The sequence below is a fragment of the Parasynechococcus sp. genome (assembly GCF_045559935.1).
Taxonomy (GTDB): Bacteria; Cyanobacteriota; Cyanobacteriia; order PCC-6307; family Cyanobiaceae; genus Parasynechococcus.
The window spans coordinates 205,798-227,662 of the sequence record NZ_JBJLJL010000008.1 but is presented as its reverse complement, the minus strand read 5'-3'; the positions used below and the strand labels follow the sequence as shown (position 1 = coordinate 227,662).

At 63.8% G+C, this 21,865-nt stretch carries 24 protein-coding genes and 2 tRNA genes; 13 read left to right on the top strand and 13 right to left on the bottom strand.

The window, feature by feature from the left end:
• Nucleotide 1: 1 nt before the first annotated feature.
• Nucleotides 2–712, bottom strand: coding sequence for a tRNA (guanosine(46)-N7)-methyltransferase TrmB (gene trmB / locus ACJ0G7_RS05765; RefSeq protein WP_043694635.1), 711 nt, complete (start codon nucleotides 710–712; stop codon nucleotides 2–4).
• Between the two features lie 12 nt (nucleotides 713–724).
• Complete coding sequence (locus ACJ0G7_RS05760) at nucleotides 725–2,002, bottom strand: FIST N-terminal domain-containing protein (RefSeq protein WP_407395400.1); 1,278 nt, start codon at nucleotides 2,000–2,002, stop codon at nucleotides 725–727.
• 68 nt (nucleotides 2,003–2,070) lie between these two features.
• Here ACJ0G7_RS05760 and ACJ0G7_RS05755 point away from each other — a divergent pair, with 68 nt between their 5' ends.
• Together ACJ0G7_RS05755 and ACJ0G7_RS05750 are read left to right on the top strand one after the other, a co-directional pair.
• Nucleotides 2,071–2,682, top strand: coding sequence for a DUF3177 family protein (locus ACJ0G7_RS05755; protein WP_043694641.1), 612 nt, complete (start codon nucleotides 2,071–2,073; stop codon nucleotides 2,680–2,682).
• 3 nt (nucleotides 2,683–2,685) lie between these two features.
• Nucleotides 2,686–2,979: a hypothetical protein gene (locus ACJ0G7_RS05750; RefSeq protein ID WP_043694644.1), complete on the top strand. Its 294-nt coding sequence runs from the start codon at nucleotides 2,686–2,688 to the stop codon at nucleotides 2,977–2,979.
• Here the strand turns inward: ACJ0G7_RS05750 and ileS are convergent.
• Both ileS and ACJ0G7_RS05740 read right to left on the bottom strand, forming a co-directional pair.
• Nucleotides 2,964–5,885: an isoleucine--tRNA ligase gene (gene ileS / locus ACJ0G7_RS05745; RefSeq protein WP_407395399.1), complete on the bottom strand. Its 2,922-nt coding sequence runs from the start codon at nucleotides 5,883–5,885 to the stop codon at nucleotides 2,964–2,966. The genes ACJ0G7_RS05750 and ileS overlap by 16 nt on opposite strands.
• A 27-nt stretch (nucleotides 5,886–5,912) precedes the next feature.
• Complete coding sequence (locus ACJ0G7_RS05740; RefSeq protein WP_043694650.1) at nucleotides 5,913–6,395, bottom strand: Ycf66 family protein; 483 nt, start codon at nucleotides 6,393–6,395, stop codon at nucleotides 5,913–5,915.
• 54 nt (nucleotides 6,396–6,449) lie between these two features.
• Between ACJ0G7_RS05740 and ACJ0G7_RS05735 the strand changes: the two genes are divergently transcribed.
• Nucleotides 6,450–6,531 (top strand) — tRNA-Leu (locus ACJ0G7_RS05735).
• Nucleotides 6,532–6,585: 54 nt separating this feature from the next.
• Nucleotides 6,586–7,617 (top strand): beta-carotene hydroxylase, encoded by a 1,032-nt coding sequence (gene crtR / locus ACJ0G7_RS05730; RefSeq protein WP_407395398.1) that lies wholly within the window; start codon nucleotides 6,586–6,588, stop codon nucleotides 7,615–7,617.
• Here crtR and gatC read toward each other — a convergent pair whose 3' ends face one another.
• From gatC to ACJ0G7_RS05710, 4 genes are read right to left on the bottom strand one after another with little or no spacing between them, the layout of a single operon-like run.
• Entirely contained in the window at nucleotides 7,618–7,911 is a 294-nt protein-coding gene (gatC, locus tag ACJ0G7_RS05725) for an Asp-tRNA(Asn)/Glu-tRNA(Gln) amidotransferase subunit GatC (protein WP_043694658.1), read from the bottom strand. It abuts the gene before it with no gap.
• The gene (locus ACJ0G7_RS05720; RefSeq protein ID WP_407395397.1) at nucleotides 7,908–8,696 is read right to left on the bottom strand and encodes a creatininase family protein; all 789 of its coding nucleotides are present in this window, start codon (nucleotides 8,694–8,696) and stop codon (nucleotides 7,908–7,910) included. Before ACJ0G7_RS05720 ends, gatC begins: the two co-directional genes overlap by 4 nt.
• A 2-nt stretch (nucleotides 8,697–8,698) precedes the next feature.
• Nucleotides 8,699–8,902: a hypothetical protein gene (locus ACJ0G7_RS05715; RefSeq protein WP_043694665.1), complete on the bottom strand. Its 204-nt coding sequence runs from the start codon at nucleotides 8,900–8,902 to the stop codon at nucleotides 8,699–8,701.
• Nucleotides 8,896–9,615 (bottom strand): queuosine precursor transporter, encoded by a 720-nt coding sequence (locus ACJ0G7_RS05710; protein ID WP_084188023.1) that lies wholly within the window; start codon nucleotides 9,613–9,615, stop codon nucleotides 8,896–8,898. The genes ACJ0G7_RS05715 and ACJ0G7_RS05710 overlap by 7 nt, the downstream gene beginning before the upstream one ends.
• 59 nt (nucleotides 9,616–9,674) lie before the next feature.
• Here ACJ0G7_RS05710 and ACJ0G7_RS05705 point away from each other — a divergent pair, with 59 nt between their 5' ends.
• Together ACJ0G7_RS05705 and ACJ0G7_RS05700 are read left to right on the top strand one after the other, a co-directional pair.
• Nucleotides 9,675–10,286, top strand: a complete 612-nt coding sequence (locus ACJ0G7_RS05705) for a DNA-3-methyladenine glycosylase (RefSeq protein ID WP_407395396.1) — start codon at nucleotides 9,675–9,677, stop codon at nucleotides 10,284–10,286.
• Nucleotides 10,283–11,332: an aspartate carbamoyltransferase catalytic subunit gene (locus tag ACJ0G7_RS05700; RefSeq protein WP_043694672.1), complete on the top strand. Its 1,050-nt coding sequence runs from the start codon at nucleotides 10,283–10,285 to the stop codon at nucleotides 11,330–11,332. The genes ACJ0G7_RS05705 and ACJ0G7_RS05700 overlap by 4 nt, the downstream gene beginning before the upstream one ends.
• Here the strand turns inward: ACJ0G7_RS05700 and ACJ0G7_RS05695 are convergent.
• The 4 genes from ACJ0G7_RS05695 to ACJ0G7_RS05680 all read right to left on the bottom strand — a co-directional run bounded on the left by ACJ0G7_RS05695 (nucleotide 11,272) and on the right by ACJ0G7_RS05680 (nucleotide 13,912).
• A complete protein-coding gene (locus ACJ0G7_RS05695) occupies nucleotides 11,272–12,789 on the bottom strand; it encodes an NAD(P)/FAD-dependent oxidoreductase (RefSeq protein ID WP_407395395.1) in 1,518 nt (505 codons plus the stop codon). The two genes, ACJ0G7_RS05700 and ACJ0G7_RS05695, sit on opposite strands and share 61 nt — an antisense overlap.
• A gap of 73 nt (nucleotides 12,790–12,862) precedes the next feature.
• Nucleotides 12,863–13,204, bottom strand: a complete 342-nt coding sequence (locus tag ACJ0G7_RS05690) for a DUF565 domain-containing protein (RefSeq protein WP_043694679.1) — start codon at nucleotides 13,202–13,204, stop codon at nucleotides 12,863–12,865.
• A gap of 227 nt (nucleotides 13,205–13,431) precedes the next feature.
• Nucleotides 13,432–13,632: a hypothetical protein gene (locus ACJ0G7_RS05685; RefSeq protein WP_028953540.1), complete on the bottom strand. Its 201-nt coding sequence runs from the start codon at nucleotides 13,630–13,632 to the stop codon at nucleotides 13,432–13,434.
• Nucleotides 13,633–13,839: 207 nt separating this feature from the next.
• A tRNA-Ala gene (locus ACJ0G7_RS05680) sits at nucleotides 13,840–13,912 on the bottom strand.
• 62 nt (nucleotides 13,913–13,974) lie between these two features.
• On the opposite strand from ACJ0G7_RS05680, the gene ACJ0G7_RS05675 reads away from it, so the two are divergent.
• From ACJ0G7_RS05675 to ACJ0G7_RS05645, 7 genes are all read left to right on the top strand, one after another.
• Entirely contained in the window at nucleotides 13,975–14,199 is a 225-nt protein-coding gene (locus ACJ0G7_RS05675) for a DUF2555 domain-containing protein (protein ID WP_043694684.1), read from the top strand.
• Nucleotides 14,189–15,484, top strand: a complete 1,296-nt coding sequence (gene coaBC, locus ACJ0G7_RS05670) for a bifunctional phosphopantothenoylcysteine decarboxylase/phosphopantothenate--cysteine ligase CoaBC (RefSeq protein WP_407395394.1) — start codon at nucleotides 14,189–14,191, stop codon at nucleotides 15,482–15,484. The genes ACJ0G7_RS05675 and coaBC overlap by 11 nt, the downstream gene beginning before the upstream one ends.
• A 113-nt stretch (nucleotides 15,485–15,597) precedes the next feature.
• The gene (locus ACJ0G7_RS05665; protein WP_043694690.1) at nucleotides 15,598–16,428 is read left to right on the top strand and encodes a photosystem II manganese-stabilizing polypeptide; all 831 of its coding nucleotides are present in this window, start codon (nucleotides 15,598–15,600) and stop codon (nucleotides 16,426–16,428) included.
• Between the two features lie 103 nt (nucleotides 16,429–16,531).
• On the top strand, nucleotides 16,532–17,704 hold the full coding sequence (sat, locus tag ACJ0G7_RS05660; RefSeq protein WP_407395393.1) for a sulfate adenylyltransferase: 1,173 nt from the start codon (nucleotides 16,532–16,534) through the stop codon (nucleotides 17,702–17,704).
• Between the two features lie 44 nt (nucleotides 17,705–17,748).
• Nucleotides 17,749–19,596, top strand: coding sequence for an ATP-dependent zinc metalloprotease FtsH (gene ftsH / locus ACJ0G7_RS05655; RefSeq protein ID WP_407395392.1), 1,848 nt, complete (start codon nucleotides 17,749–17,751; stop codon nucleotides 19,594–19,596).
• A gap of 73 nt (nucleotides 19,597–19,669) precedes the next feature.
• Nucleotides 19,670–20,281, top strand: coding sequence for a bifunctional 4-hydroxy-2-oxoglutarate aldolase/2-dehydro-3-deoxy-phosphogluconate aldolase (locus tag ACJ0G7_RS05650; protein ID WP_407395391.1), 612 nt, complete (start codon nucleotides 19,670–19,672; stop codon nucleotides 20,279–20,281).
• 45 nt (nucleotides 20,282–20,326) lie between these two features.
• Nucleotides 20,327–20,761, top strand: a complete 435-nt coding sequence (locus ACJ0G7_RS05645; protein WP_043694702.1) for a hypothetical protein — start codon at nucleotides 20,327–20,329, stop codon at nucleotides 20,759–20,761.
• Between the two features lie 15 nt (nucleotides 20,762–20,776).
• Here the strand turns inward: ACJ0G7_RS05645 and aroC are convergent, their stop codons facing one another.
• Nucleotides 20,777–21,865, bottom strand: coding sequence for a chorismate synthase (aroC, locus tag ACJ0G7_RS05640; protein WP_407395390.1), 1,089 nt, complete (start codon nucleotides 21,863–21,865; stop codon nucleotides 20,777–20,779).

The following is a 21,865-nucleotide window of genomic DNA, read 5'->3' as shown; positions in this document are numbered from 1 at the left end:
TTCAGGGGGCCATGCCGGCGTCTTCCGCGGGATTATCAATCTCCTGCCAGCGGCTTTCCAGCACATCGCGATCGGGTAAGGGGTCTTTGTTGCGTCGGTACAGCACCCGATACACCGGCATCGCCTGCGCGAGCACGTAGCGCTCCCGTTCCGTGGGCACCGGCAATGGGTTGTCCTTTCGCCAGGGGCGCTGGTCCTGCTCCGGACGCTCAAAACAGCCGCAGAGTTCGGTCAGGGCCACCATCGGTTCGATCACGGCCAGCACGTCGCTCTGCAGGAACAGCTCTCGGCCGGGTTGCAGGGCTGCCGCCATGGCGAGCAGCAAGGCGGGCTGCAGGACACGACGCTTGCGGTGGCGTCGCTTGAACCAGGGATCGGGAAACTGGATGGATACCCGTTGGAGGCGATCGTCCGGCAGCGCCGCCATCCACGCCTCGAGGCTGATGTTGGCATTGCAGAACAGCACGCGCACGTTGCCGTGCTCGCTGGCCATCGCGTCGCGATCGGCAGAGACCACAAGGGGGCGGCGGATCTCCACACCCAGATGATTCCAGTCGGGCTTCAGCTCCGCTAACCCCAGCAGGCAGCGACCCCGCGCGCAGCCGATGTCGAGATGGATCGGCAGGTCCGGATTGCGGAACAGCTCCTGCGGCGGAGGCAGCTGCAGCGGCAGCTGGAAAAAGCGGCTGAGGGGATTGACGTGCTGGCGCAACGGTTCAGAGGGTCAGTCGTCAGTCGGGGAGGGGATCTGTCGCAGCAGTCCCCAGCAGGCGGTGTAGCCATGCAGATGCGTGGCGCCGGCCACAGGGCCGATCTCTCCATTGCAGAAGGCACCTGCCACAGGCAGCCCGGGCATCACCGTTCTGGCCAGAGACACATCTCCATCGGCTTCCCCGAACAACCCCTTGCCTCGACCCAGGCAGGCCATCAACAGACCGAAGTGGGCCTGAGTCCCCTCGCGATCCTGGCCGGCGGCCTCGCGCAGCAGCATCAGCGCATCCTGTCTCGAGGCCTCCGCTTCCCGCAGCTGAAACTGCACGTTCTGCCCCGGTCTCACCTTGTCGGCCACAGCCACGGCTCCGTTGCTGGGATCGACACCGATCAGGTTGCGCACCAGGAAGGCACCTCCGTCCCGGCGCGTGCCATCGGCCATCAGCTGCAGATCACGCCTCTCGATACCCAGAAACAGCGAGTGACGGACGAGATCGCGCTCCTGATCGGTGAGATCCGCCAGAACCTCCTGAAGACAGGCCACCGGACTTCCCCGCCGCTCACCGTGACTGAGTTCAAGCAGCACGTTGCGCTGAACCTGTTCGATCGCAAACACGGGCCCGATCGGTCGGCATCCCTGGGCCACCACGGTGTCCAGCATCCAGTCGCCACCGATCGAACAGACCACAGCTCCCGTCAACACCTGATCGTTGAGAAACAGTGATCCGTGAGGAGCGTTGTGGGGGCAGGCGATGCCGCCGATCTTGCCGGCGGCGGGGTAGGCGTAATCCAGTCCGCTGATCAGGTCGTTGATGGTTGTGCTGGTGGGATCGATCAGCACGATCTGGCTGCGGCAGCGCGTTGGCTCGATTCCGGTCCATTCCTGCCACGACTGGGCGGAACCATCCAGATCAGGGAGATTGTCGGTCGTCAGTGCAGAGGCCTGCAGCTCGACTCCTGGAAGGCCGAGCAGCGTCACGCTCAGAGCGGCGGTCTGTTCCAGTTCCGACGCGGTTCCGCCCGCGGTCGTTCCGATCACACCCCCACCGGCGCATCCAATCCAGAGACGCGCCTTCAGACGGCTGCGCAGCATCGGGAGAAGTCGCGGCAGGTCGCTGGCGTAGCCGACCGACGCGAAGACAAGTGCCAGATCCGCATCACCCCGACGGCCGAGCTGGTCAGTGACGTCCTGAACGGCCTCATCGAGCGAAGCTCTGTTGGACAGAGCTGTTCGGCAGGTGGGCTTGGCGGAGGCAGCCCGGAACCAGTCGAGGGGTGAGAACGTCGCCATGGACCGGACCCTATCAACCCTGATGGTCGGTAGGGCCATCGATAATGACGCGACTTCGACTCCGCGCAGTGAACGAGCTGTCCTATCGAACGCTGGTGTGGCTCACCTACCGCCTTGCGGCCACGTTCGCGCTCGGGTTGCCTCTGGTGCTGCTGGTCTGGTCCGCTCTGCGGCGCGAAGCATCCCTTGTGCGGTTGCTGACGCTGTACTGGAAAGTGGCCAGCCTGATGGGGATCAGCATGCTGCTGCTGACGGATCAGCGGCCCCTGGGATACCTCACGGCTGTGATCGCGCCCCTGCTGATGGCCGTCTCCGTCTGGTTCTGGGTGGATCTCAACGAAGAACTGGAGGATCTTCCCCTCTGGCGTCCTCTGCCTCTGACGGTGCGACTCTGGCGCTGGGCCCTGAGTGGATTTGCCATCGTGAGTGTCGCGATGACCACGACCGCACTGGGGTGCATGCAGCAGGGCGGAAGCGCTGATTGTCTGGCCTGGCAAGAGGCTCCAAAGGGGGTTCACAGCGTGGTGGAGACCGTGTTCGACTTCGTGTTCGGGGGGCAGTGGACCGAGGCGGTGGCTGCCTTCATCGGGTACGTGGCGCTGGTGGCGTACCTGGCCGGTCTGCTGCAGTGGCTGCTGGTCCGTCTGCCCCGCCAGGGGCGGGTGGCGGGGGGCTTCTGAGCGATGACGGTTGAGATGCTGGTTCGTGCGATCGAGGAGCGCAGCCGAAACCACCCCGACCGTGTCGTGCGTCTGCTGGGATCGGTGGGGGACGAGCCCCTTGAACTGCTGATCTTTCGCGGCTTCAGCAGCAGCACTACCCACCCCACGGCCTTTGACCCCGACACCTCCGTGTTGCCGGAAGGAACACGGCTTGATCGGGCGGACCTGCTGCAAGGACCCCTGAATCCCTCCAGCGAGACGCTCCTCGTCGGAGGGATATCTCCGGAGGATCTGCTGGCTCAGGCCAGCTGGTGAGTCCGCCGCTCCAGAACCTCCACACAGCGGCCGCAGAGGTGGGGATGCTCGGGATGCCTTCCGACATCCCCTTCGTAGTGCCAGCAGCGTTCACACTTGGTGCCGCGCGCCCGTGACACCTCGATCAGGGCGATCGGGTCGTCCTGACTGGCCAGCAGCTCGGCCCAGGGTTCACCCCCCAGCTGCAGCTGGGAGACCAGCAGCCAGTCGCGCAGACCATCCACGTGCACATCTCCCTGCCTGTCGAGCCAGCTGAGAGCCGACTGGAGTCCGGGGCTTCGGGCTTCGATGCGCACGGCTGCTTCCAGGGAAGCGCCCAGTTCCTGCCGGCTGCGGCAGTCTTCCAGCACCCTGTTCACTGCGGTTCTCAGCTCCCTCAACTGCTGGACCGGCTCCACCACGCTCAGGTCGCGCCACGCATGCGGAACGTCCGGCCAGCCCCGGAGAAACACCGAGTTCTCCTCCACCGGATACGGCAGGTTCTGCCAGATGTCTTCCGCCATGTGGCAGAGCACCGGGGCGATCAGACCGGCCAGTCGTTCGATGATCAACGCCATCACGGTCTGACAGCTGCGCCGGCGCCGGTCGGCCGGGGCGCTGACATACAGCCTGTCCTTGGCGATGTCGAGGTAGAAGTTCGAGAGGTCGGTGACGCAGAAGTTCTGCAGCAGCTGGAAGAACCGGAAGAATTCGAAGCTCTCGAAGGCTGCGGTGATCTCATCCATCACCTCGGCGCTGCGCTGCAGCATCCAGCGATCGAGCAGGGGCAGGTCTGCCACGGGGATGGCGTCGCTTGCCGGATCGAAATCGTGCAGGTTGCCCAGCAGATAACGGCTGGTGTTGCGCACCTTGCGATAAACGTCGGCCAGCTGCCGCAGGATGCCGGCTCCGATGGGGACATCGGCGGAGTAGTCGACTGAGCTCACCCACAGCCGCAGCACATCGGCGCCGTAGGCAGGCTCCTGTTTCTGGTTCTTGCCGCCCTCGATGATCACCATCGGATCGACCACGTTGCCGAGCGATTTGCTCATCTTGCGCCCCTTCTCATCCAGAGCGAAGCCATGGGTGAGCACCCGCTTGTAAGGGGCATGACCGTTGACGGCCACGGAGGTGAGCAGGGAGCTCTGGAACCAGCCGCGGTGCTGGTCGGTGCCTTCGAGATAGAGGTCGGCGGGATAGCTGAGGTTGTCTCTCTGGCTGGAGACGGCGGCCCAGCTCGAGCCGGAATCGAACCAGACATCCATGGTGTCGGTGCCTTTGCGCCACTGGTCGGCCTGGTCGGCATAGGCCGGAGGCAGCAGATCGGCCTCGTCTTTTTCCCACCAGACGTCGGCGCCGTGCTCGCCGATCAGGCTCTCGATGTGAGAGAGGGTGTCGGCGTTGAGCAGCACCTCTCCGCTGCTGCGGTGGTAGAAGACCGGGATCGGCACGCCCCAGGTGCGCTGGCGCGAGATGCACCAGTCGCCCCGTTCCTTCACCATCGCCTCGATGCGGTTGCGTCCCGATGCGGGGGTCCACTGCACGTCATCGATGGCGTCCAGAGCCTGCTGGCGGAAGCCGTCCACTGAGGCGAACCACTGCTCCGTGGCCCGGAAGATCGTTGGTTTCTTGGTGCGCCAGTCGTAGGGATAGCGGTGGCTGTAGGCCTCCTGCTTCAGCAGCGCTCCAGCGGCATCCAGGGCTTCGATGATCGCCGGGTTGGCGTCCCTGAGAACGTTCAGCCCAGCAAAGGGGCCCGCCTCTGCGGTGAGGGTGCCGCCTTCATCCACCGGACAGAGCACGGGGAGACCGTTCTTCTGGCCGGTGTGGAAGTCGTCGACGCCATGGCCTGGAGCCGTGTGCACCAGACCCGTTCCGGATTCCGTGGTGATGTACTCACCCCCGATCACCACCGGACTGGTGCGGTCCAGCAAGGGATGGCGATACATCAGTCCTGCCAGCAGGGCTCCCTTCACCGTCAGCTTGCGGCTGAGGGGCAGTCCCAGGGTGGCCGTGAGTGGTTCGATCAGATCCGAAGCCACCAGCAGCAACCGGCCGGTGCCGTCGTCGGCGAGGGCGTAATCGAGCCGTTCGTTCACCGAGACCGCCAGGTTGGCCGGCAGGGTCCAGGGGGTGGTGGTCCAGATCGCGACCTGAAGGGCGTTCCCGAGGCTGGTGTCGTCGTCGGGCAGGCTGACGCCCTCGGCGTTGATGGCCTCCCGCAGAGCAGTCGGCAGTTGCACGGCCGGGAAAGCGACGAAGACGCTGGGGCTGGTGTGACCGTCGGGATACTCCAGCTCGGCTTCGGCCAGGGCCGTGCGTGAGCTTGGACTCCAGTGCACCGGCTTGAGCCCTCGGTAGATGTGGCCCTTGAGAACCATCTCGCCGAACACCCGGATCTGGGCGGCCTCGTACTCCTTCTGCAGCGTCAGGTAGGGATGATCCCAGTCGGCCCAGATTCCCCAGCGCTGGAACCCCTTCATCTGGCCTTCGACCTGCTTGCGGGCATAGGCCGCGGCTTTCTTGCGCAACTTGATCGGTGTCAGCGCCTGGCGCTGCTCCTGATCCATCGACTGCAGAACCTTCAGCTCGATCGGCAGACCGTGGCAGTCCCAGCCCGGCACGAAGCGAACCCGGCGTCCGCGCAGAACCTGATATTTGTTGATGACGTCCTTGAGCACCTTGTTCAAGGCATGGCCCATGTGCAGGGCGCCATTGGCGTAAGGAGGTCCGTCGTGCAGGGTGAACACCGCACCGCTGTTCTCCAGACCGAGGCTCAGATCAATTCCCTGTTCGGCCCAGAACCCCTGCAGCTCCGGTTCTCGCTGAATGGCATTGGCACGCATGCCGAACCCGGTCTGCAGCAGGTTGAGCGTGTCCTTGTAGGAGGGACGTCCCTCGGCGGCGTCGCGCGACTCCTTGCTCACGGGAATTTCCAGCTCCAGTGGGGATTATCAGCCCTCGGCATCGTCGGGTGCTGAGCTGGGCTCGGTATCCGGCTCAGGGGTCGCCGGGTCGCCATCGGCACGGATCCATCGCTTCCCGGACACGCCGGACTTGCCGCTGGGTTTCAGTTGCCTGGCCAGGCCTCCCAGCCCTTCGCCGAGGCTGCCGAAGGCGGCGCCCAGCTGTTGCAGTCCTGCCAGCCAGTGGTCCGGGGAACTCAGGCGCTCCTGCTCTTCAGCACTCAGGGCCCGCCAGCGGCTTTGCCCCACCTCCGCACTGAGGCGGCTGACCAGGAGGCCACCGCAGAGCACCGCCAGCATCGGGGCGCCGCGCAACCGGTCGCTGCTGGTCACCAGCACCAGACCCAGCAGCAGGATCACAGCCCCCCACACCCCATCCCGGGGTCGGCTCAGTTCCACCGCCAGGAGTGGCAGCAGCAGCAGGGCAAGACCGAACAGCAGACAGACATCGCCACTGAGGGTCGCAAGCATCGGTCACGCCAGGTCGATGCCTTCATTGTGGATCGCTCTCTAGAGTCGGGTCAGGCCCACCTGGCGGAATTGGTAGACGCGCTGGTTTTAGGTACCAGTGGCCCAGGTCGTGGGGGTTCAAGTCCCCCGGTGGGCATTCCTTTCCCTACCTTGGTTGCGGACCGTTTCAGCTTTGGTGCCAGATCTCCGGATGAACCAGAGCCCGGCTCATCGACAGCAGTTCCGTCAGGTCCGGTCGGGGTATCGATCGGTTCCGCGGGAGTTCGTTGATCCCCCATCGGTGTGGAATCCCACCGTGGCGTTGTTTCTGGGTGGTTATCTCCTGGCGATGTTCACCATCTGGGGATGGTTCGTCGGCGGACTGCCTCTGCCCGTTCTCCTCTGCACAGGGTTTCTCGCCCTGCACCTCGAAGGGACGGTGATTCATGACGCCTGCCACAACGCAGCGCATCCCAACCGGTGGGTCAATCAGGCGATGGGCCACGGTTCGGCCCTTCTGCTCGGGTTCAGCTTCCCGGTGTTCACCAGGGTCCACCTGGAACACCATTCCCACGTCAATGATCCCAAGAACGATCCGGATCACATCGTGAGCACCTTCGGCCCCCTCTGGCTGATTGCTCCAAGATTTTTCTATCACGAGTGGTTTTTCTTTCAGCGTCGTCTCTGGAAACGCTGGGAACTGCTGCAGTGGGGATTCGAGCGCAGCGTCTTCGCTGTGATCGTGATCGCTGCCGCACGATTTGATTTCCTTCCGTTCATCTTCAACTGCTGGTTCGCACCGGCTCTCATGGTCGGAGTCACCCTCGGACTCTTCTTTGACTACCTTCCGCACCGGCCATTCACCTCCCGCAACCGATGGACCAACGCCCGGATCTATCCAGGGCGGGTGATGAACTGGCTGATCATGGGCCAGAACTATCACCTCGTTCATCACCTCTGGCCTTCGATTCCCTGGTTTGAATACAAGCCCGCCTACGAGGCCACCAAACCGCTTCTGGATTCGAAAGGGTCACCGCAGCGTCTCGGTATCTTCGAAACCCGCCGCGATGGCTACAACTTTCTCTACGACATTCTTGTCGGCGTCCGCAGTCACAAGTCTCGCCGCGGAAAAATGCGACGGGTTGCCAGATTCATGCCGACAGGTGCGATTCAGAGACGATGGTTGGAATTCGTCGACTCCATAGCGATCAAGACGGAGCCGAGACGTCCGATCGGTCACTGATCATTCAGCCAGAATCCTCGGAACCCGGAAGAAATCTCCCTCGCGCTGGGGGGCCTGATTGAGAATCTCATCCCGCACAGGAGTTGGTGTGACCCTGTCTTCACGCGTCACGTTGGTGACCTCCACCGCACGTGTGGTTTCAGGAACGCCTTCGGTGTCGATGCTCTCGAGCTGACTGACGTACTCGAGGATTGATTCAAGCTGAGTGGTGTAAGTGGCGACTTTCTCGTCAGGAAGGTCGAGGCGCGCCAGCTTGGCCACCTTGCGCACGTCGTCGGCGGAGATCCGGCTCATGCCTCGCTCAGGAAACTGCGCAGATCCTCGCTCAATGCCGAAGCGGCTGTCTCCAGCAGGGCGACCCCATGGTCTGGAGTGGCCAGGAAGGGGTGGGACCCCATGCGTCCGTCCGGATGCCTGCGGCGGAAATCCTCCGGGCTGTGGATCGGTCCGGCGGGGGCCGGGTCCGGGAGATCGCGCTGCTTGCTCTGCAGGCTGGGCTCCACAGCGAGCGTGACGGCGATCTCGCTTGGGGTGGCGTGATGTCCCTCCTTGTTGCCGTAGAGCTCGCGGGCCTGTCGCATCACCGGTCCTGCCATGAACCAGTTGGACAGACGACAGCGCAGTTTCGGAGCCACCGGCAGGTCCCGGCTGGCGGCCGTGCCGTGGGCCTGAGCGAAAGCGGCCTTTGTGGTGGCGATGTTGCCGCCATGGCCGTTGATCACGAACACCCTTTCGAAGCCGTGCCGGGCCAGCGAGAGCACCAGATCCTGCATCACCGCGAGAAGCGTGGCCGGTTGGAGACTCATCGTTCCGGCGAAGCCGAGATGGTGCTCAGCCATCCCGAAAGCCTGGGCCGGTGTCACCAGCACTCCCGTGCGGCGGCCCACCTCAAGGGCGATCGCTTCGGCCGTGAGCGCATCGGTGCCGATCGCACCGGTGGGGCCGTGTTGTTCGGTGGACCCCAGCGGGATGATCACCCCCTTGCAGGTCTGCAGATAGCTCTCCACCTCGGGCCAGCTGCGCAGGGCAAGACGGATCGATTCGGTGGTCTGGGCGGGGCCGGGCAGGCTTGCAGTCATGCTCAGTGGGCGGTGCCGTTGCCGTCGTACTGATCGGTGTTGTAGTAGCCGCCACGGGTTCCGAAGAACAGGGTTGCGAGCGGGAACAGAACCACACTGCCCAGCAGCACAGTGCCCAGGTTGAAGCCGGAAAGCGCGATGTCCATGGCGATCGGTGCAATGGCATCAGCTTGGCGGCAACGGCGCTTCGCTGCAGCGTTCAGCATTGGTCCGCGGTCAGTTCACGCCCGTCGCCGGGTACCTCCAGCCAGCGCCGCAGCCACCCCGTCAACCAGATGAACGGCAGGGTGTCGGCCAAGGCAGCCAGCAGTTTGAACAGGTAGCCGCTGGCGATGAAGCTGCCCAGCTGCGGCAACACAGGCTCTCCGGGACGCACCGGCAGCACGTGAGCTCCGTAGTGGCTGATCAACACCACAGCGCTGGTGTCCACCAGCTGGCTCACCAGGGTGGAGCCGTTGTTCCGCAACCAGAGGGCTCGGCCGTTTGTGAGTTGCTTCCAGAAGTGAAACAGCCGCACATCCACGAACTGGGCGGTGAGATAGGCCACCATCGAGGCTCCGATGGATCCGAAGCTCAGGGCCTGGATGGTGCGGAAGGTCGTCTCGGATGTGCCCGGCATCGCCGGCAGCAGTCCACCCAGCCACAGGATCAGCAGCACCCAGCCATTGAGAAGCAGACCCACCCACACCACCTGATTCGCTTTCTGCTCCCCCCAGAGCTCACTGATCAGATCGGTGCAGAGAAAGGTGATCGGGTACGGCAGGGCGCCGACGGCCACAACGATCGGCCAGTTGCCGATGCTGCCGAACTGCAGAAATCGCGTCAGCCCCAGGATGTTGAGCATCCCGAGCGTTCCGAGGAACAACCCCGCCAGCACCAGGAACACCCCGTCACGGCGGGCCTGGAGGCTGCTGCTCATGGCGGCGTCCCGGTGGGGTCGTCACCACCCTGACTCTGTGTCGTCGGCCTGTCATCCGCATGCATGCGATTCCCCTTGCGTTCTTTGCCCGTCCTGCTGAAGAGGTGGGGCCGGAGCTGATCGGTTGCCGTCTGGTGAAACGTCTGCCCAATGGCGAGCTGCTCTGGGGGGTGATTGTCGAAACGGAGGCGTATTCGCAGGACGAACCCGCCTGTCATGGCCATCGACGACGCTCACCCCAGAACGAAACGCTGTTCGGAGCGCCTGGACGCTTCTATGTGTATGTGAGCTACGGCATTCATCACTGCGTGAACGTGGTCACGGACCGCCAGGACTGGGCCAATGGGGTGCTGCTCCGCGCCGTGGCGGTTCCCGGGGAGCCGGAACGGGTTGCCGCGGGGCCTGGTCTGCTGGCCCGCCGCTTCGGCATCGACCGTGGTCATGACAGCCGGCCGGTGACCGGACAACATGACGTGTGGCTGGCCCAGCGGCCGGCATCCCTCGCCAGTCCGACCCTTGTGACCACAACGCGCATCGGCATCTCTCAGGGCGAGCAGCTGCCGCTGCGCTGGTATCTGCAGGCCAGTCGAAGCGTCAGTCGCCGGGCCAAGGGGGATCGCACACCAGCGAGGGGCCTGGCCTGGTTCCCCGATGAGGAGTACGGCCGATGAGCGGTTGGCACCATCGACACATCCTTGATCTGGCGGCGTTCTCACGGGAGGACTACGCGGCTGTGCTGGAACTGGCCCATCGCTTTCGATCGCTGCCGGTCACCGGTGCGCGTCGCCTGCCGGCCCTTCAGGGACGCCTCGTGGCCACCTTGTTCTTCGAACCGAGCACGCGGACCCGCAGCAGCTTTGAGCTGGCCGCCAAGCGGCTTTCAGCGGATGTGCAGAGCTTCTCGCCCTCCAGCAGTTCCCTCAGCAAGGGAGAGAGCGTGCTGGACACGGCGCGGACCTATGTGGCGATGGGGGCGGATGTTCTTGTGGTGCGCCATCGCTCGACCGGGGTGCCGAGGCAGCTCGCCAGGGATCTCGAGCTGGCCGGTGAACGCACCGTTGTGCTCAACGGTGGTGATGGTCTGCACAGCCATCCAAGCCAGGGGCTGCTCGACCTCTACACCCTGGCGCGCCACTTCGATCCCAGGCACCCCATGCCTGAAGCGCTGCAGGGCAAGCGAATCCTGATCGTCGGAGACATCCTCCATTCGAGGGTGGCCCGCTCCAACCTCTGGGCTCTCACCGCCTGCGGCGCGGATGTGGTGCTCTGCGGCCCGGCCAGCCTGTTGCCGGATGCCTTTGCGGATTTCGTGAAGGCTCCGCCACCGGGTCAGAGCGTGGACCCTGTTCCCCAGCGGGGCAGCATCCGGGTGGAACGTCGTCTGGAACGGGCTCTCGAGGGGGTGGATGCCGTGATGACGCTGCGCCTCCAGAAGGAGCGCATGGGCCAACAGCTGCTCACCACCCTTGAGCGCTATCACCGCGATTACGGCCTCAGCCACGAGAGGTTGTCCCAGTGCGGACAGACCGTGCCGGTGCTGCATCCCGGGCCGGTCAACCGGGGTGTGGAGATGACCGGCGCTCTGCTGGATGATCCGGCGCTGTGTCGGGTTGAGGAACAGGTGCGGAACGGCGTGCCGATCCGCATGGCTCTCCTTTACTTGATGGCCGCTGCCGAATCGGCATCAGAACCCTCACTGGTGTCCATCAGCTCCTGAGTCTGTGGATGCCCCGTCATCTGGTGGGAGTAGTAGTCCATGGCCGCCTTGAGAGCGGCATCCGGCTCGGCGATCGACACCCCTTCACCGGCCTGCATCGGGAAGTGGGCGTCCACGGCATCGAGGGCCATGTGCTGGCTGGGCATGCCGGTGAGCAGGATGGAAGCGCGCTGCTGGGTGAGCAGCGCGAAGATCCATTTGATCGACAGGGAGATGCGGTTCTCCCATTCGGGGATCAGCACCAGGTGCACGAACGCCCAGAGGATCCAGCCGATGCCGTCGGCGAAGCGCAGGCCCCGAAGATCAGCGACTGCACTGGCTCGGTCGAGCACGGCCATGCTGCCGAAATCGAAGTACTGAAAGGTCGGTCTGGGTCTTTCGGCGACGATCGCGGCGATATCCCTGCCGATGTAGGTGCCGGCCTGTTTGGCGGGAGACGCCATGCCGGGCAGAGGCTTGCCGTCGGTGGTGTGGCTGTAGCTGCTGAGGTCACCCGCGACACGGATCTCGGGATGGTCCGGGATCGAGAAATCGTGCTGAACGATCACCCGTCCGCCCCGGTCCACTTCGCAGCCGGTGGCTTCGGCGAGTTTCTTGCCGAGGTGGGATGCGCGCACCCCCGCGGTCCAGATCACGGTTGCGGCCTGGATGCGGACATCACCGTTTGGGGTGCCCACGATCAGCTCGCCCGGGCGCATGGTCTGCACACGGCCCTTGGGCAGGAACTCGATGCCGTCGTTCTTGAGCGATCGCAGCGCTGCCTCCGACAGCATCTCCGGCATGGCCCTCAGAACCCGGTCGCCGGGATCGACCAGAACGATCCGGGTCTTCTTCGGATCGAGCTGTTTGAAAGCGTTCTTGAGAGCCCACTGCATCAACTCTGAGACCGCACCGGCCATTTCGCAGCCGCTGGGACCAGCCCCGACGATCACCACGGTCTGCAGGAACTGACGCGCATCGGGATCCGGGGTCTGTTCCGCCTGTTCCATGGCCATCAGAAGCCGTCGACGGATTTCCTCGGCGTGTTCGAGGATCTTCATCGGCGGCGCGAAGGTGCGCCATTCGTCGTGACCGAAGAAGGTGCTGCCGGAACCGGTGGCCAGCACAAGGTGGTCGTAGCTGTAGGCCTTGCCGTTGAAGACGATCTGCTTGCCTTCCGGGTAGACGTTGGTCACCTCCCCGAGGAGCACCTGAACGTTGCGCTGCTTGCCGACCAGTTCTCTCAGTGGGGTGGCGATGTCACCGCGGGAGACGAGCCCGGTGGACACCTGATAGAGCAGGGGTTGGAACAGGTTGAAGTTGCGCTTGTCGATCAGGGTGATGCGCACATCGGCCTTGGCCAGAGCCTTGCAGGCGTGCACCCCGGCAAAGCCGCCGCCCACGATCACCACATGGGGGGCATGACGGAGGCGTTCTTCTGGGGGCTCCAGCTCCAGGAAAAAATGATCGCCGGCCATGAGGCTTCCGAACAGATTTATCCGAAGGCTATGAAGCGTGTCCTGTTTTGTCGGTGTCGGCGAACCACCTCGTTCAGATCAGCTTGAAGGCCTCGAGGAACAGGCCGTAAAGCAGGCCGATCCGGCTCATGTCCAGGATCTGGAACAGCACTGGAGAGCGTTCTCCGGGCTGGGCCGGTCGTCGCAGACGCACGGTGAATTCGGTGCCGATCACCACCAGCAGTGCCGCAACCGGGTCGATCTGACCAAGCGCGCCGGACACCGTGGTGATGGCTGTTCCCAACAGGAAGCCGATCAGGAGGCCGATCAACCGGAGTGACAGACGCCGCCAGGGGTTGCCCGCCCAACGCTCCAGGCGACGGTTGGCCTGGCCGAGGTTGGATTGGAGCCGAGTGGACTGGAGACGGGAGATCATCGTCTCGGAGTGCTGGAAAAGAGGCAGGGATGGATTCCGGTGATCCCCATCACCCGACCAGCGGACCCTGCCGAACTCTGTCTACACCACAGATAGGGTTTGTGCCGGCATCATCCGCTACTGATAGGGGATTCCAATAAAAAAGCCCGGGAGGATCCCGAGCCGGGTGATGGGGACTGGCGCAGCAAAGCTTGTCCGCATTGGTTTGGCAAGCCGCCTGTCAGGGCTCAGCTGCTCTCCGCCTTGGCCTTGCGGGATGACTTGCCTTCGAGCAGCTCCAGAAGGGCCTCCATCTGGGCCATCACCCCTCGGACTTCGCCTGCTTCCGGAAGCAGACCGTCCTCCATGACGCCCTGATGCATCTCACGGAGCTCCTGACGGATGTAACGCAGGTGGCTGACGACCTGCTCACGCTTCGACTGCGACATCGACAACAGGAAATTTCACTCTTCCCTTTTACCGCATTGTGTGTCAAGGGCGGCTCTGATCCGCCTGACTGATCCCCGCGGCAAAGGCCAACAGTGCATAGGTGATCAGTGCCACAGGACGCACCAGAACGCTGATCAGAACGAGTGTCGACACCCCCGTCAGCACCAAGGGGCGCCGACTTCTCCAGCAGGTGTGGAAAACCGCAGTGGAGAATAGGGGATTCGAACCCCTGACCTCTGCGGTGCGATCGCAGCGCTCTACCAACTGAGCTAATTCCCCGCCACGTCAAGCTAGCTGCAGGACTCTGGGCCACACTTGGCGATGAGCTTCCCATCGCAGCGATGCAGTCCGTTTCCGCCGGCGCAACGATCACGCCTGAACGACTTGCCTCCTTCGATGAGGTCTCCGTTGCGGAGCTTGCGCGACGTCTGGATGAGGACGACTACTCCACGCCGTTCGATGGGCTGTCCGATTGGCATCTGCTGCGGGCGTTGGCCATCCACCGTCCTGATCTGACGGCTCCCTACGTGCATCTGGTTGACCAGGAACCTTTTGATGAGGACTGAGCAGCCGTCTGATCCGCTGCAGGGTCGTCGGCTGCTGGTGGCCGCCAGCGGCAGCATTGCGGCCGTCAAGACTCCGCTGCTGGTCAGCGCGCTGGTCAAGTCGGGTGCCGAGGTCCGCTGTCTGGTCACGCCCAGTGCTGCGGAACTGGTCAGTCCGGTTGCTCTGGCGAGTCTCAGTCGTCACCGCTGCTATCAGGATGGAGACGAGTGGAGCCCGAGCTGCAGCAGGCCACTGCACATCGAGCTGGCGGAGTGGGCGGAGCTGGTGCTGGTGGCACCGCTCAGCGCCTCCACGCTGGCTCGCTGGACCCAGGGCCTCGCGGATGGCCTGCTGGCCAGCCTCCTGCTGGCCTGCGAGTGCCCGGTTCTGGCCGCTGCCGCGATGAACACGGCCATGTGGAGGCATCCTGCGGTTCAGGGGAACTGGCAGACGTTGCACGGCTTCCCGAATGTGATGCCCCTGCAGCCCTCAGCCGGTCTGCTGGCCTGCGATCGGATCGGTGACGGGCGCATGGCGGATCCGCAGCTGATCGAACTCGCAGCCGCCTCACTGTTGAACGGCGAAGGCCAGGGGGCGATCGTGCGTCGCGACTGGCAGGGGCGGCGTCTGCTCGTGACGGCTGGAGCCACCGAGGAGCGCATTGATGCAGCCCGGCTGCTCAGCAACCGCAGCAGCGGTCGCATGGGTGTTCTGCTGGCTCAGGCAGCCCGGATGCGCGGCGCCGATGTGGATCTCATCCATGGCCCGCTGCAGGTTCCTGCTGCCTGGCTGGAGGGGTTGAACGCCCATCCGATTTCCTCGTCCCAGGATCTTGAGCGGGAGTTGGTTCGCCACCAGCCCGCTGCCGATGCGGTGGCGATGCTGGCCGCGGTCGCTGATCTGCGTCGCCGCGATGGTGGGCTCGCGGAGAAACCCGCCAAACAGGAGCTCCCCGGCCTGATGCAGGCGGGTTGGCAGGAGGTTCCGGATCTCCTGCGTGGTCTGGTGCTTCGTCGTCCACCGGGGCAGAGGCTGCTGGGCTTCGCGGCGCTCACCGGATCTGATGAGGAGCTGCTCAGTCGTGGGGAGGAGAAGCGCATCAACAAAGGGTGCGATCTTCTGTTCGTCAACCCGATCGACAGGCCCGACCAGGGGTTCTCCGTTGACCGGAACGGTGGCTGGTTGCTCGGAGGCGGAGCGGCTGAGCACCTGCCGGTTCGCTCGAAGCTCGCCCTCGCCCATGACCTGCTGGATCGCCTGCTGGCACTGAAGCCCCGTCTCGAGGCGCGTCCGACAAGTTGTTGAGAGCTGCAAAAGGCCAGCCTGGCAGTCGATTTCAGCCTTGTAGGATCCGCCAATCTCGGTCTGATCAGTCGATCAGCCGAACCTCAGCGTTCTCCAGCCGACCGGCTTCTCCCATGCGCATCCGTCCTTTGCTGGCCGTCGTGCTGGCGCTCTGCCTCACCTTCTTCACCACGGCCTGCAGTGGTGACAGTGAAGCTGTCCAGCGTGGCGCGTCCAACGTCACCTACGACGACATCCACAACACGGGCAAAGCCAACGATTGCCCCACGATCGGTGATTCCGCCCGTGGTTCGATTCCACTCAACGTGGGTGGCAGCTACGAACTGCGCGATGTCTGCATGCATCCCGTTCAGGTGTATGCGAAGGAGGAGCCCAAGAACATCCGCCAACAGGCTGAGTTCGTTGAAGGCAAGATCCTCACGCGCTACACCTCCAGCCTGGATGAGGTCTTCGGCGATCTCACCGTGACCGAAGCCGGACTGGAATTCCAGGAGAAAGGTGGCATCGACTTCCAGCCGATCACCGTCCTGGTGCCGGGCGGCGAGGAGTTTCCCTTCACCTTCTCCAGCAAGTCCCTGAAGGCCACCGCGGACGGCGCGGCCCTGACCACCAGCACGGACTTCGAGGGCAACTACCGCACCCCCAGCTACCGCACCAGCAACTTCATCGATCCCAAGGGCCGGGCCCTCACCACCGGCGTGCAGTACGCCCAGGGTCTGGTGGCCCTGGGAGGTGATGACGAGCAGTTGGAGAAGGACAACAACAAGCGCTACATCGATGGTGTTGGCACCATGAGCCTCTCGATCACGAAGGTTGATCCTGAGACAGGCGAATTCGCCGGCGTTTTCAGTGCCATTCAGCCCTCGGACTCCGACATGGGAGGCCGTGAAGTGGTGGACATCAAGATCACCGGAGATCTTTACGGCCGTCTCGAAGAGTCCTGATCCCCTTTCGACCCGTCCATTCACTGTGAAGGGGCCTTCGGGCCCCTTTTTTTGTGTTCATCGCAGCCGTCTGGGAGAATCTCGCCGATTCGGACCCTCACTCATGACAGCCAGCGCTTCTGCAGCCGCCCAGCGATCCGGCGTGATCGCTCCCTACGGCGGTTCGTTGGTGGATCTGATGGTGCCGGAATCGGATCGTGGTGCGATCCGTGCATCGGCCGGCAAGACCCTGGAATGCTCCGATCGCAATGCCTGTGATGTCGAGCTGCTCACGGTCGGTGGGTTCTCCCCCCTGCGCGGCTTCATGCATCAGGAGGATTACGACGCGGTGGTCGCCGGACACCGGACGGCAGCAGGTCAGCTGTTCGGCCTGCCGATCGTGATGGACACCGATCGCGAGGATGTGGTGGTCGGCGACAAGGTTCTGCTCACCTACAAAGGGCAGGAGCTTGCTGTTCTCCATGTGGAGGACAAGTGGGAGCCGAACAAGGTTGTGGAGGCCAAGGGCTGTTACGGCACCACGTCGATCGAGCACCCTGCGGTTCGCATGATCAGCATGGAGCGCAAGCGCTTCTACCTGGGCGGCAGCCTCAAGGGTCTGGAGCTTCCCCAGCGCGTGTTCCCGTGCAAGACCCCGGCCGAGGTGCGGGCTGACCTCCCCGACGGTGAGGACGTGGTGGCCTTCCAGTGCCGCAACCCGATCCACCGTGCGCACTACGAACTGTTCACGCGGGCGCTGCATGCCCAGAACGTGAGCGAGAACGCTGTGGTGCTGGTGCACCCCACCTGCGGACCCACCCAGCAGGACGACATCCCCGGTGCTGTGCGCTTCCAGACCTACGAGCGTCTGGCTGCCGAAGTGAACAACGACCGGATCCGCTGGGCCTACCTGCCCTATGCCATGCACATGGCCGGCCCGAGGGAGGCCCTGCAGCACATGATCATCCGCCGCAACTACGGCTGCACCCACTTCATCATCGGCCGCGACATGGCCGGCTGTAAGTCCTCCCTGAGTGGTGACGACTTCTACGGCCCCTACGACGCCCAGAACTTCGCCAAGGAGTGCGCTCCAGAGCTCACCATGGAGACCGTGCCCTCCCTGAACCTCGTCTACACCGAAGAAGAGGGATACGTCACCGCTGAGCACGCGGAGGCCCGCGGACTGCATGTGAAGAAGCTGAGCGGAACCCAGTTCCGCAAGATGCTGCGCGGCGGCGAGGAAATCCCTGAGTGGTTCGCCTTCAAGAGCGTGGTTGAGGTGCTTCGGTCGGCCTGAGCTCTCATAGACCCGTTAACATTGCTTCACTGAGCAGGCGAACCTTGAACAAGCGCTGGAGAACCATCGGTCTGACGGCCCTGCTGGTCTTGGCGATCGTGGTGATCGCCCCGGCCTTCCTCGGTGGCGGCAACACCCAGCAGGAAGCGCGGACCATGCGCTACAGCGATTTCGTCGAGGCCGTTCAGGAGAATCAGGTCAGTCGGGTCCTGATTTCACCCGATCGCGGCACAGCGCAGGTTGTTGAGAACGATGGCCGCAGAGCCGAGGTGAACCTGGCTCCTGACAAGGAACTGCTGGGTCTGCTGACCGAGCACAACGTTGATATCGCTGTCCAGCCCTCGAGCCAGCCGAGTGCCTGGCAGCAGGCAGCCGGCAGCCTGATCTTCCCGCTGCTGCTGCTGGGTGGATTGTTCTTTCTGTTCCGCCGGGCTCAATCCGGTGGTGGTGGCAATCCGGCCATGAATTTCGGCAAGAGCAAGGCCCGCGTTCAGATGGAACCTTCGACGCAGGTCACCTTCACCGATGTGGCCGGCATCGAGGGCGCCAAGCTCGAACTGACGGAGGTCGTTGACTTCCTCAAGAACCCCGAGCGGTTCACAGCCGTCGGCGCCAAGATCCCCAAGGGGTGTCTGCTGGTCGGTCCTCCCGGCACCGGCAAGACGCTTCTGGCCAAGGCTGTGGCTGGTGAAGCCGGAGTTCCTTTCTTTTCGATCTCGGGCTCTGAGTTCGTCGAAATGTTCGTCGGCGTCGGCGCGAGCCGCGTTCGCGATCTGTTCGAGCAGGCCAAGAAGAATGCCCCCTGCATCATCTTCATTGACGAGATCGATGCGGTCGGCCGTCAGCGGGGTGCTGGCCTCGGCGGTGGAAATGACGAGCGCGAGCAGACACTCAATCAGCTGCTCACAGAGATGGATGGCTTTGAGGGCAATACCGGAATCATCATCATCGCGGCCACCAACCGTCCTGATGTTCTTGATGCGGCCTTGCTGCGTCCCGGTCGCTTCGATCGTCAGGTGACCGTCGACCGTCCTGATTACTCCGGCCGTCTTCAGATCCTCGGTGTTCATGCCCGCGGCAAGACCCTCGCCAAGGATGTTGACCTCGACAAGGTGGCCCGCCGCACTCCCGGATACACCGGCGCTGACCTCGCCAACCTGCTGAACGAGGCAGCGATTCTCGCGGCCCGCCGTGAGCTCACGGAAGTGAGCAACGATGAAATCAGTGATGCGATCGAGCGCATCATGGTTGGCCCTGAGAAGAAGGATGCCGTGATCAGCGAGCGCAAGAAGTGGCTCGTGGCTTATCACGAAGCCGGTCACGCGATTGTTGGTGCCCTGATGCCCGACTACGACCCGGTTCAGAAGATTTCCATCATTCCTCGCGGCAATGCCGGTGGCCTCACCTTCTTCACTCCCAGTGAGGAACGCATGGAGTCTGGTCTTTACTCCCGGGCCTATCTGCAGAACCAGATGGCTGTCGCCCTCGGCGGCCGTGTCGCTGAGGAGATTGTCTACGGAGAAGACGAAGTCACCACGGGCGCATCGAACGACCTCCAGCAGGTGGCATCCACCGCTCGCCAGATGATCACAAGATTCGGGATGAGCGACAAACTCGGGCCGGTTGCCCTGGGTCGCGCCCAGGGCGGCATGTTCCTGGGTCGCGATATCGCTGCTGAGCGTGATTTCTCCGAGGACACGGCATCCACCATCGATCAGGAGGTGTCGGATCTTGTTGATGTCGCCTACAAGCGAGCCACCAAGGTGCTGGTTGATAACCGACCGGTTCTCGATGAGCTGGCCGAGCTGCTCGTCGAGCAGGAAACAGTTGATGCCGAGGAGCTGCAGGAACTTCTGATCACCCGCGACGTCCGCGTTGCCGAGTACGTCTGAGCGACCGGAATCCGTTTGGCGATCAAGGCAGGATGCCCTGATTGCCTCCCTCCAACAGCAGCCTCTGCTGGTTGTGGTTCGTCCGGATGAGCGGGATCTTGCCGGCCAGGCCGGCTCCGGTTTACTGCTCGATCAGCTTCGTCTGCTTCAGGACAGCGGGCTGGTTCATGTGGAGGTGGCCTGGAGGGACCACCCCCTCTGGTCCCCATTCATCAGACGCCTGAGAGAAGCCTGTCCGCAACTGCTGGTTGGCGCAGCCTCCGTTGTCCAGCGGGAGGCTCTTGCCGAGCTGGCGGATCTGGATCTCCGTTACGCCATGTCACCCTGCTGGGATCCAATCCTGCTGGATCAGGCGCGTCGGCAGGGGATTCTTCTGGTTCCGGGGGTGTTCAGCCCTACGGAAGTGATGCAGGCGATCCGTTGCGGGTGCCGGCTGGTCAAGCTCTTTCCGGCGGCAACCCTGGGATGCCGCTACTGGTCGCGGCTGCTGGTTCCCCTCGGGGAGCGCCCGGCCGTGATCGCCGCCGGTGGTCTGGCCGTTTCCGACCTTGAGCAATGGTTGTCGGCTGGCCATGACGCCGTTGCTCTTGGGCGTCGGGTCATCGGGCCGGATGGCGTCGATGAGCATCTGCTGCGCTGGCTGCAGGCTTCGCCGATGGAGCGGAGATGCCACCCCACTGGTTGACATGCGTCCAGGATGCTACAGATGAGATAGCTGTTTCTCTGCGTCATGTCGCAGCTCACCATCAAGCTCAGCGACAAGGCTGATGCCCTGATCGCTCAGTTGCAGAAGGAGATCTTCAACCGTCGTCGCAAGAAGGTCTCTGCCTCCGGGGTCGTCGAGACTCTGGTGGAAAGCGGCGCAAAGTCTCAGTCCGACAAGAGGTTCGCCACATCCTGGACCAACCTGATCAAGGACATCGAGAAGGCCGCCAAGCTCGCCTACGCCCACGGAAGCAAGCCATCCACTCTCACGGATGAGGAATGGGCTCTGGTTCTCAATCACAGAAGCCGCTCCTCCGCGTCCCGACCGCGCAAGACGATCAAGAAGAAAGCGGCTGCCCAGAAGCCGTCCCGTCGCACCCGCACCCGCAGTTCCGCTCAGCCTGCCGCTGAGTCTCAGGCTGTCAGCAGCAACGGCAAAGCTCCCGTCACCTCCGCCTGAGGTCGGCCCCCGGCGTCACCAGAGGCTGCATTGCCCCTGCTGACGCAGCAGGTGATCAGCGAGAACCAGGGAGACCATCGCTTCCACCATCGGCACGGCCCGCGGCAACACGCACGGGTCGTGCCGTCCCTTGCCGGCCAGCGTCGTGGCGTTGCCTTCGGCATCCACCGTCTGCTGTTCCTTGCGGATGGTGGCCGTCGGCTTGAAGGCAACGCGCAGCACGATCGGCTCACCGTTGCTGATGCCCCCTTGAATGCCGCCGGAGTTGTTGGTGGCGGTTTGCAGCCGCCCCTCTTCAGTCGGCACGAAGGCATCGTTGTGCTCGCTGCCCTTCAGCAGGGTGCCGCCGAAGCCCGAGCCGATCTCGAAGCCCTTCGTTGCCGGCAAGGACATCACCGCCTTGGCCAGGTCTGCCTCGAGCTTGTCGAACACGGGCATGCCAAGCCCCATGGCGGGCTGGCGCACAACGCATTCGATCACACCGCCGCAGGAGTCGCCCTCCCGACCGATCGCCTCGATGCGCTCGATCATGGCTTTGGCGGTGGCCGGGTCGGGACAACGCACGATGTTCGCTTCCACGTCCGCTAACGACACGCTCTGCTGGTCGATGTCGGCCTCGATGGTGTGAATCCGTTTCACCCAGGCCAGCACCTCCGTGCCGGCCGCTTTGCGCAGCAGCTGTTTGGCGATCGCACCCGCGGCCACCCGGCCGATGGTTTCGCGCGCGGACGCGCGGCCGCCGCCGCTGCGCGCCTGGATGCCGTACTTCACCTGGTAGGTGGCATCCGCATGGGATGGACGGAATGCCACCGCCATGTCTTTGTAATCGCCGGGTCGCTGATCCTTGTTGCGCACGACCATGGCGATCGGCGTCCCGAGGGTGGTGTCGTCCATCAGGCCGCTCAGCACTTCCACCTGATCCGCTTCCCGGCGTGGCGTGGTGATATGGCTCTGGCCGGGACGACGGCGGTCCAGTTCCGCCTGGATCATCGCCACGTCCAGCTTCAGCCTCGGCGGACAGCCCTCCACGATCACGCCGACGCCGCCACCGTGGGATTCCCCGAAGGTGCTGATCCGGAAGAGATCGCCAAAGCTGCTTCCCAT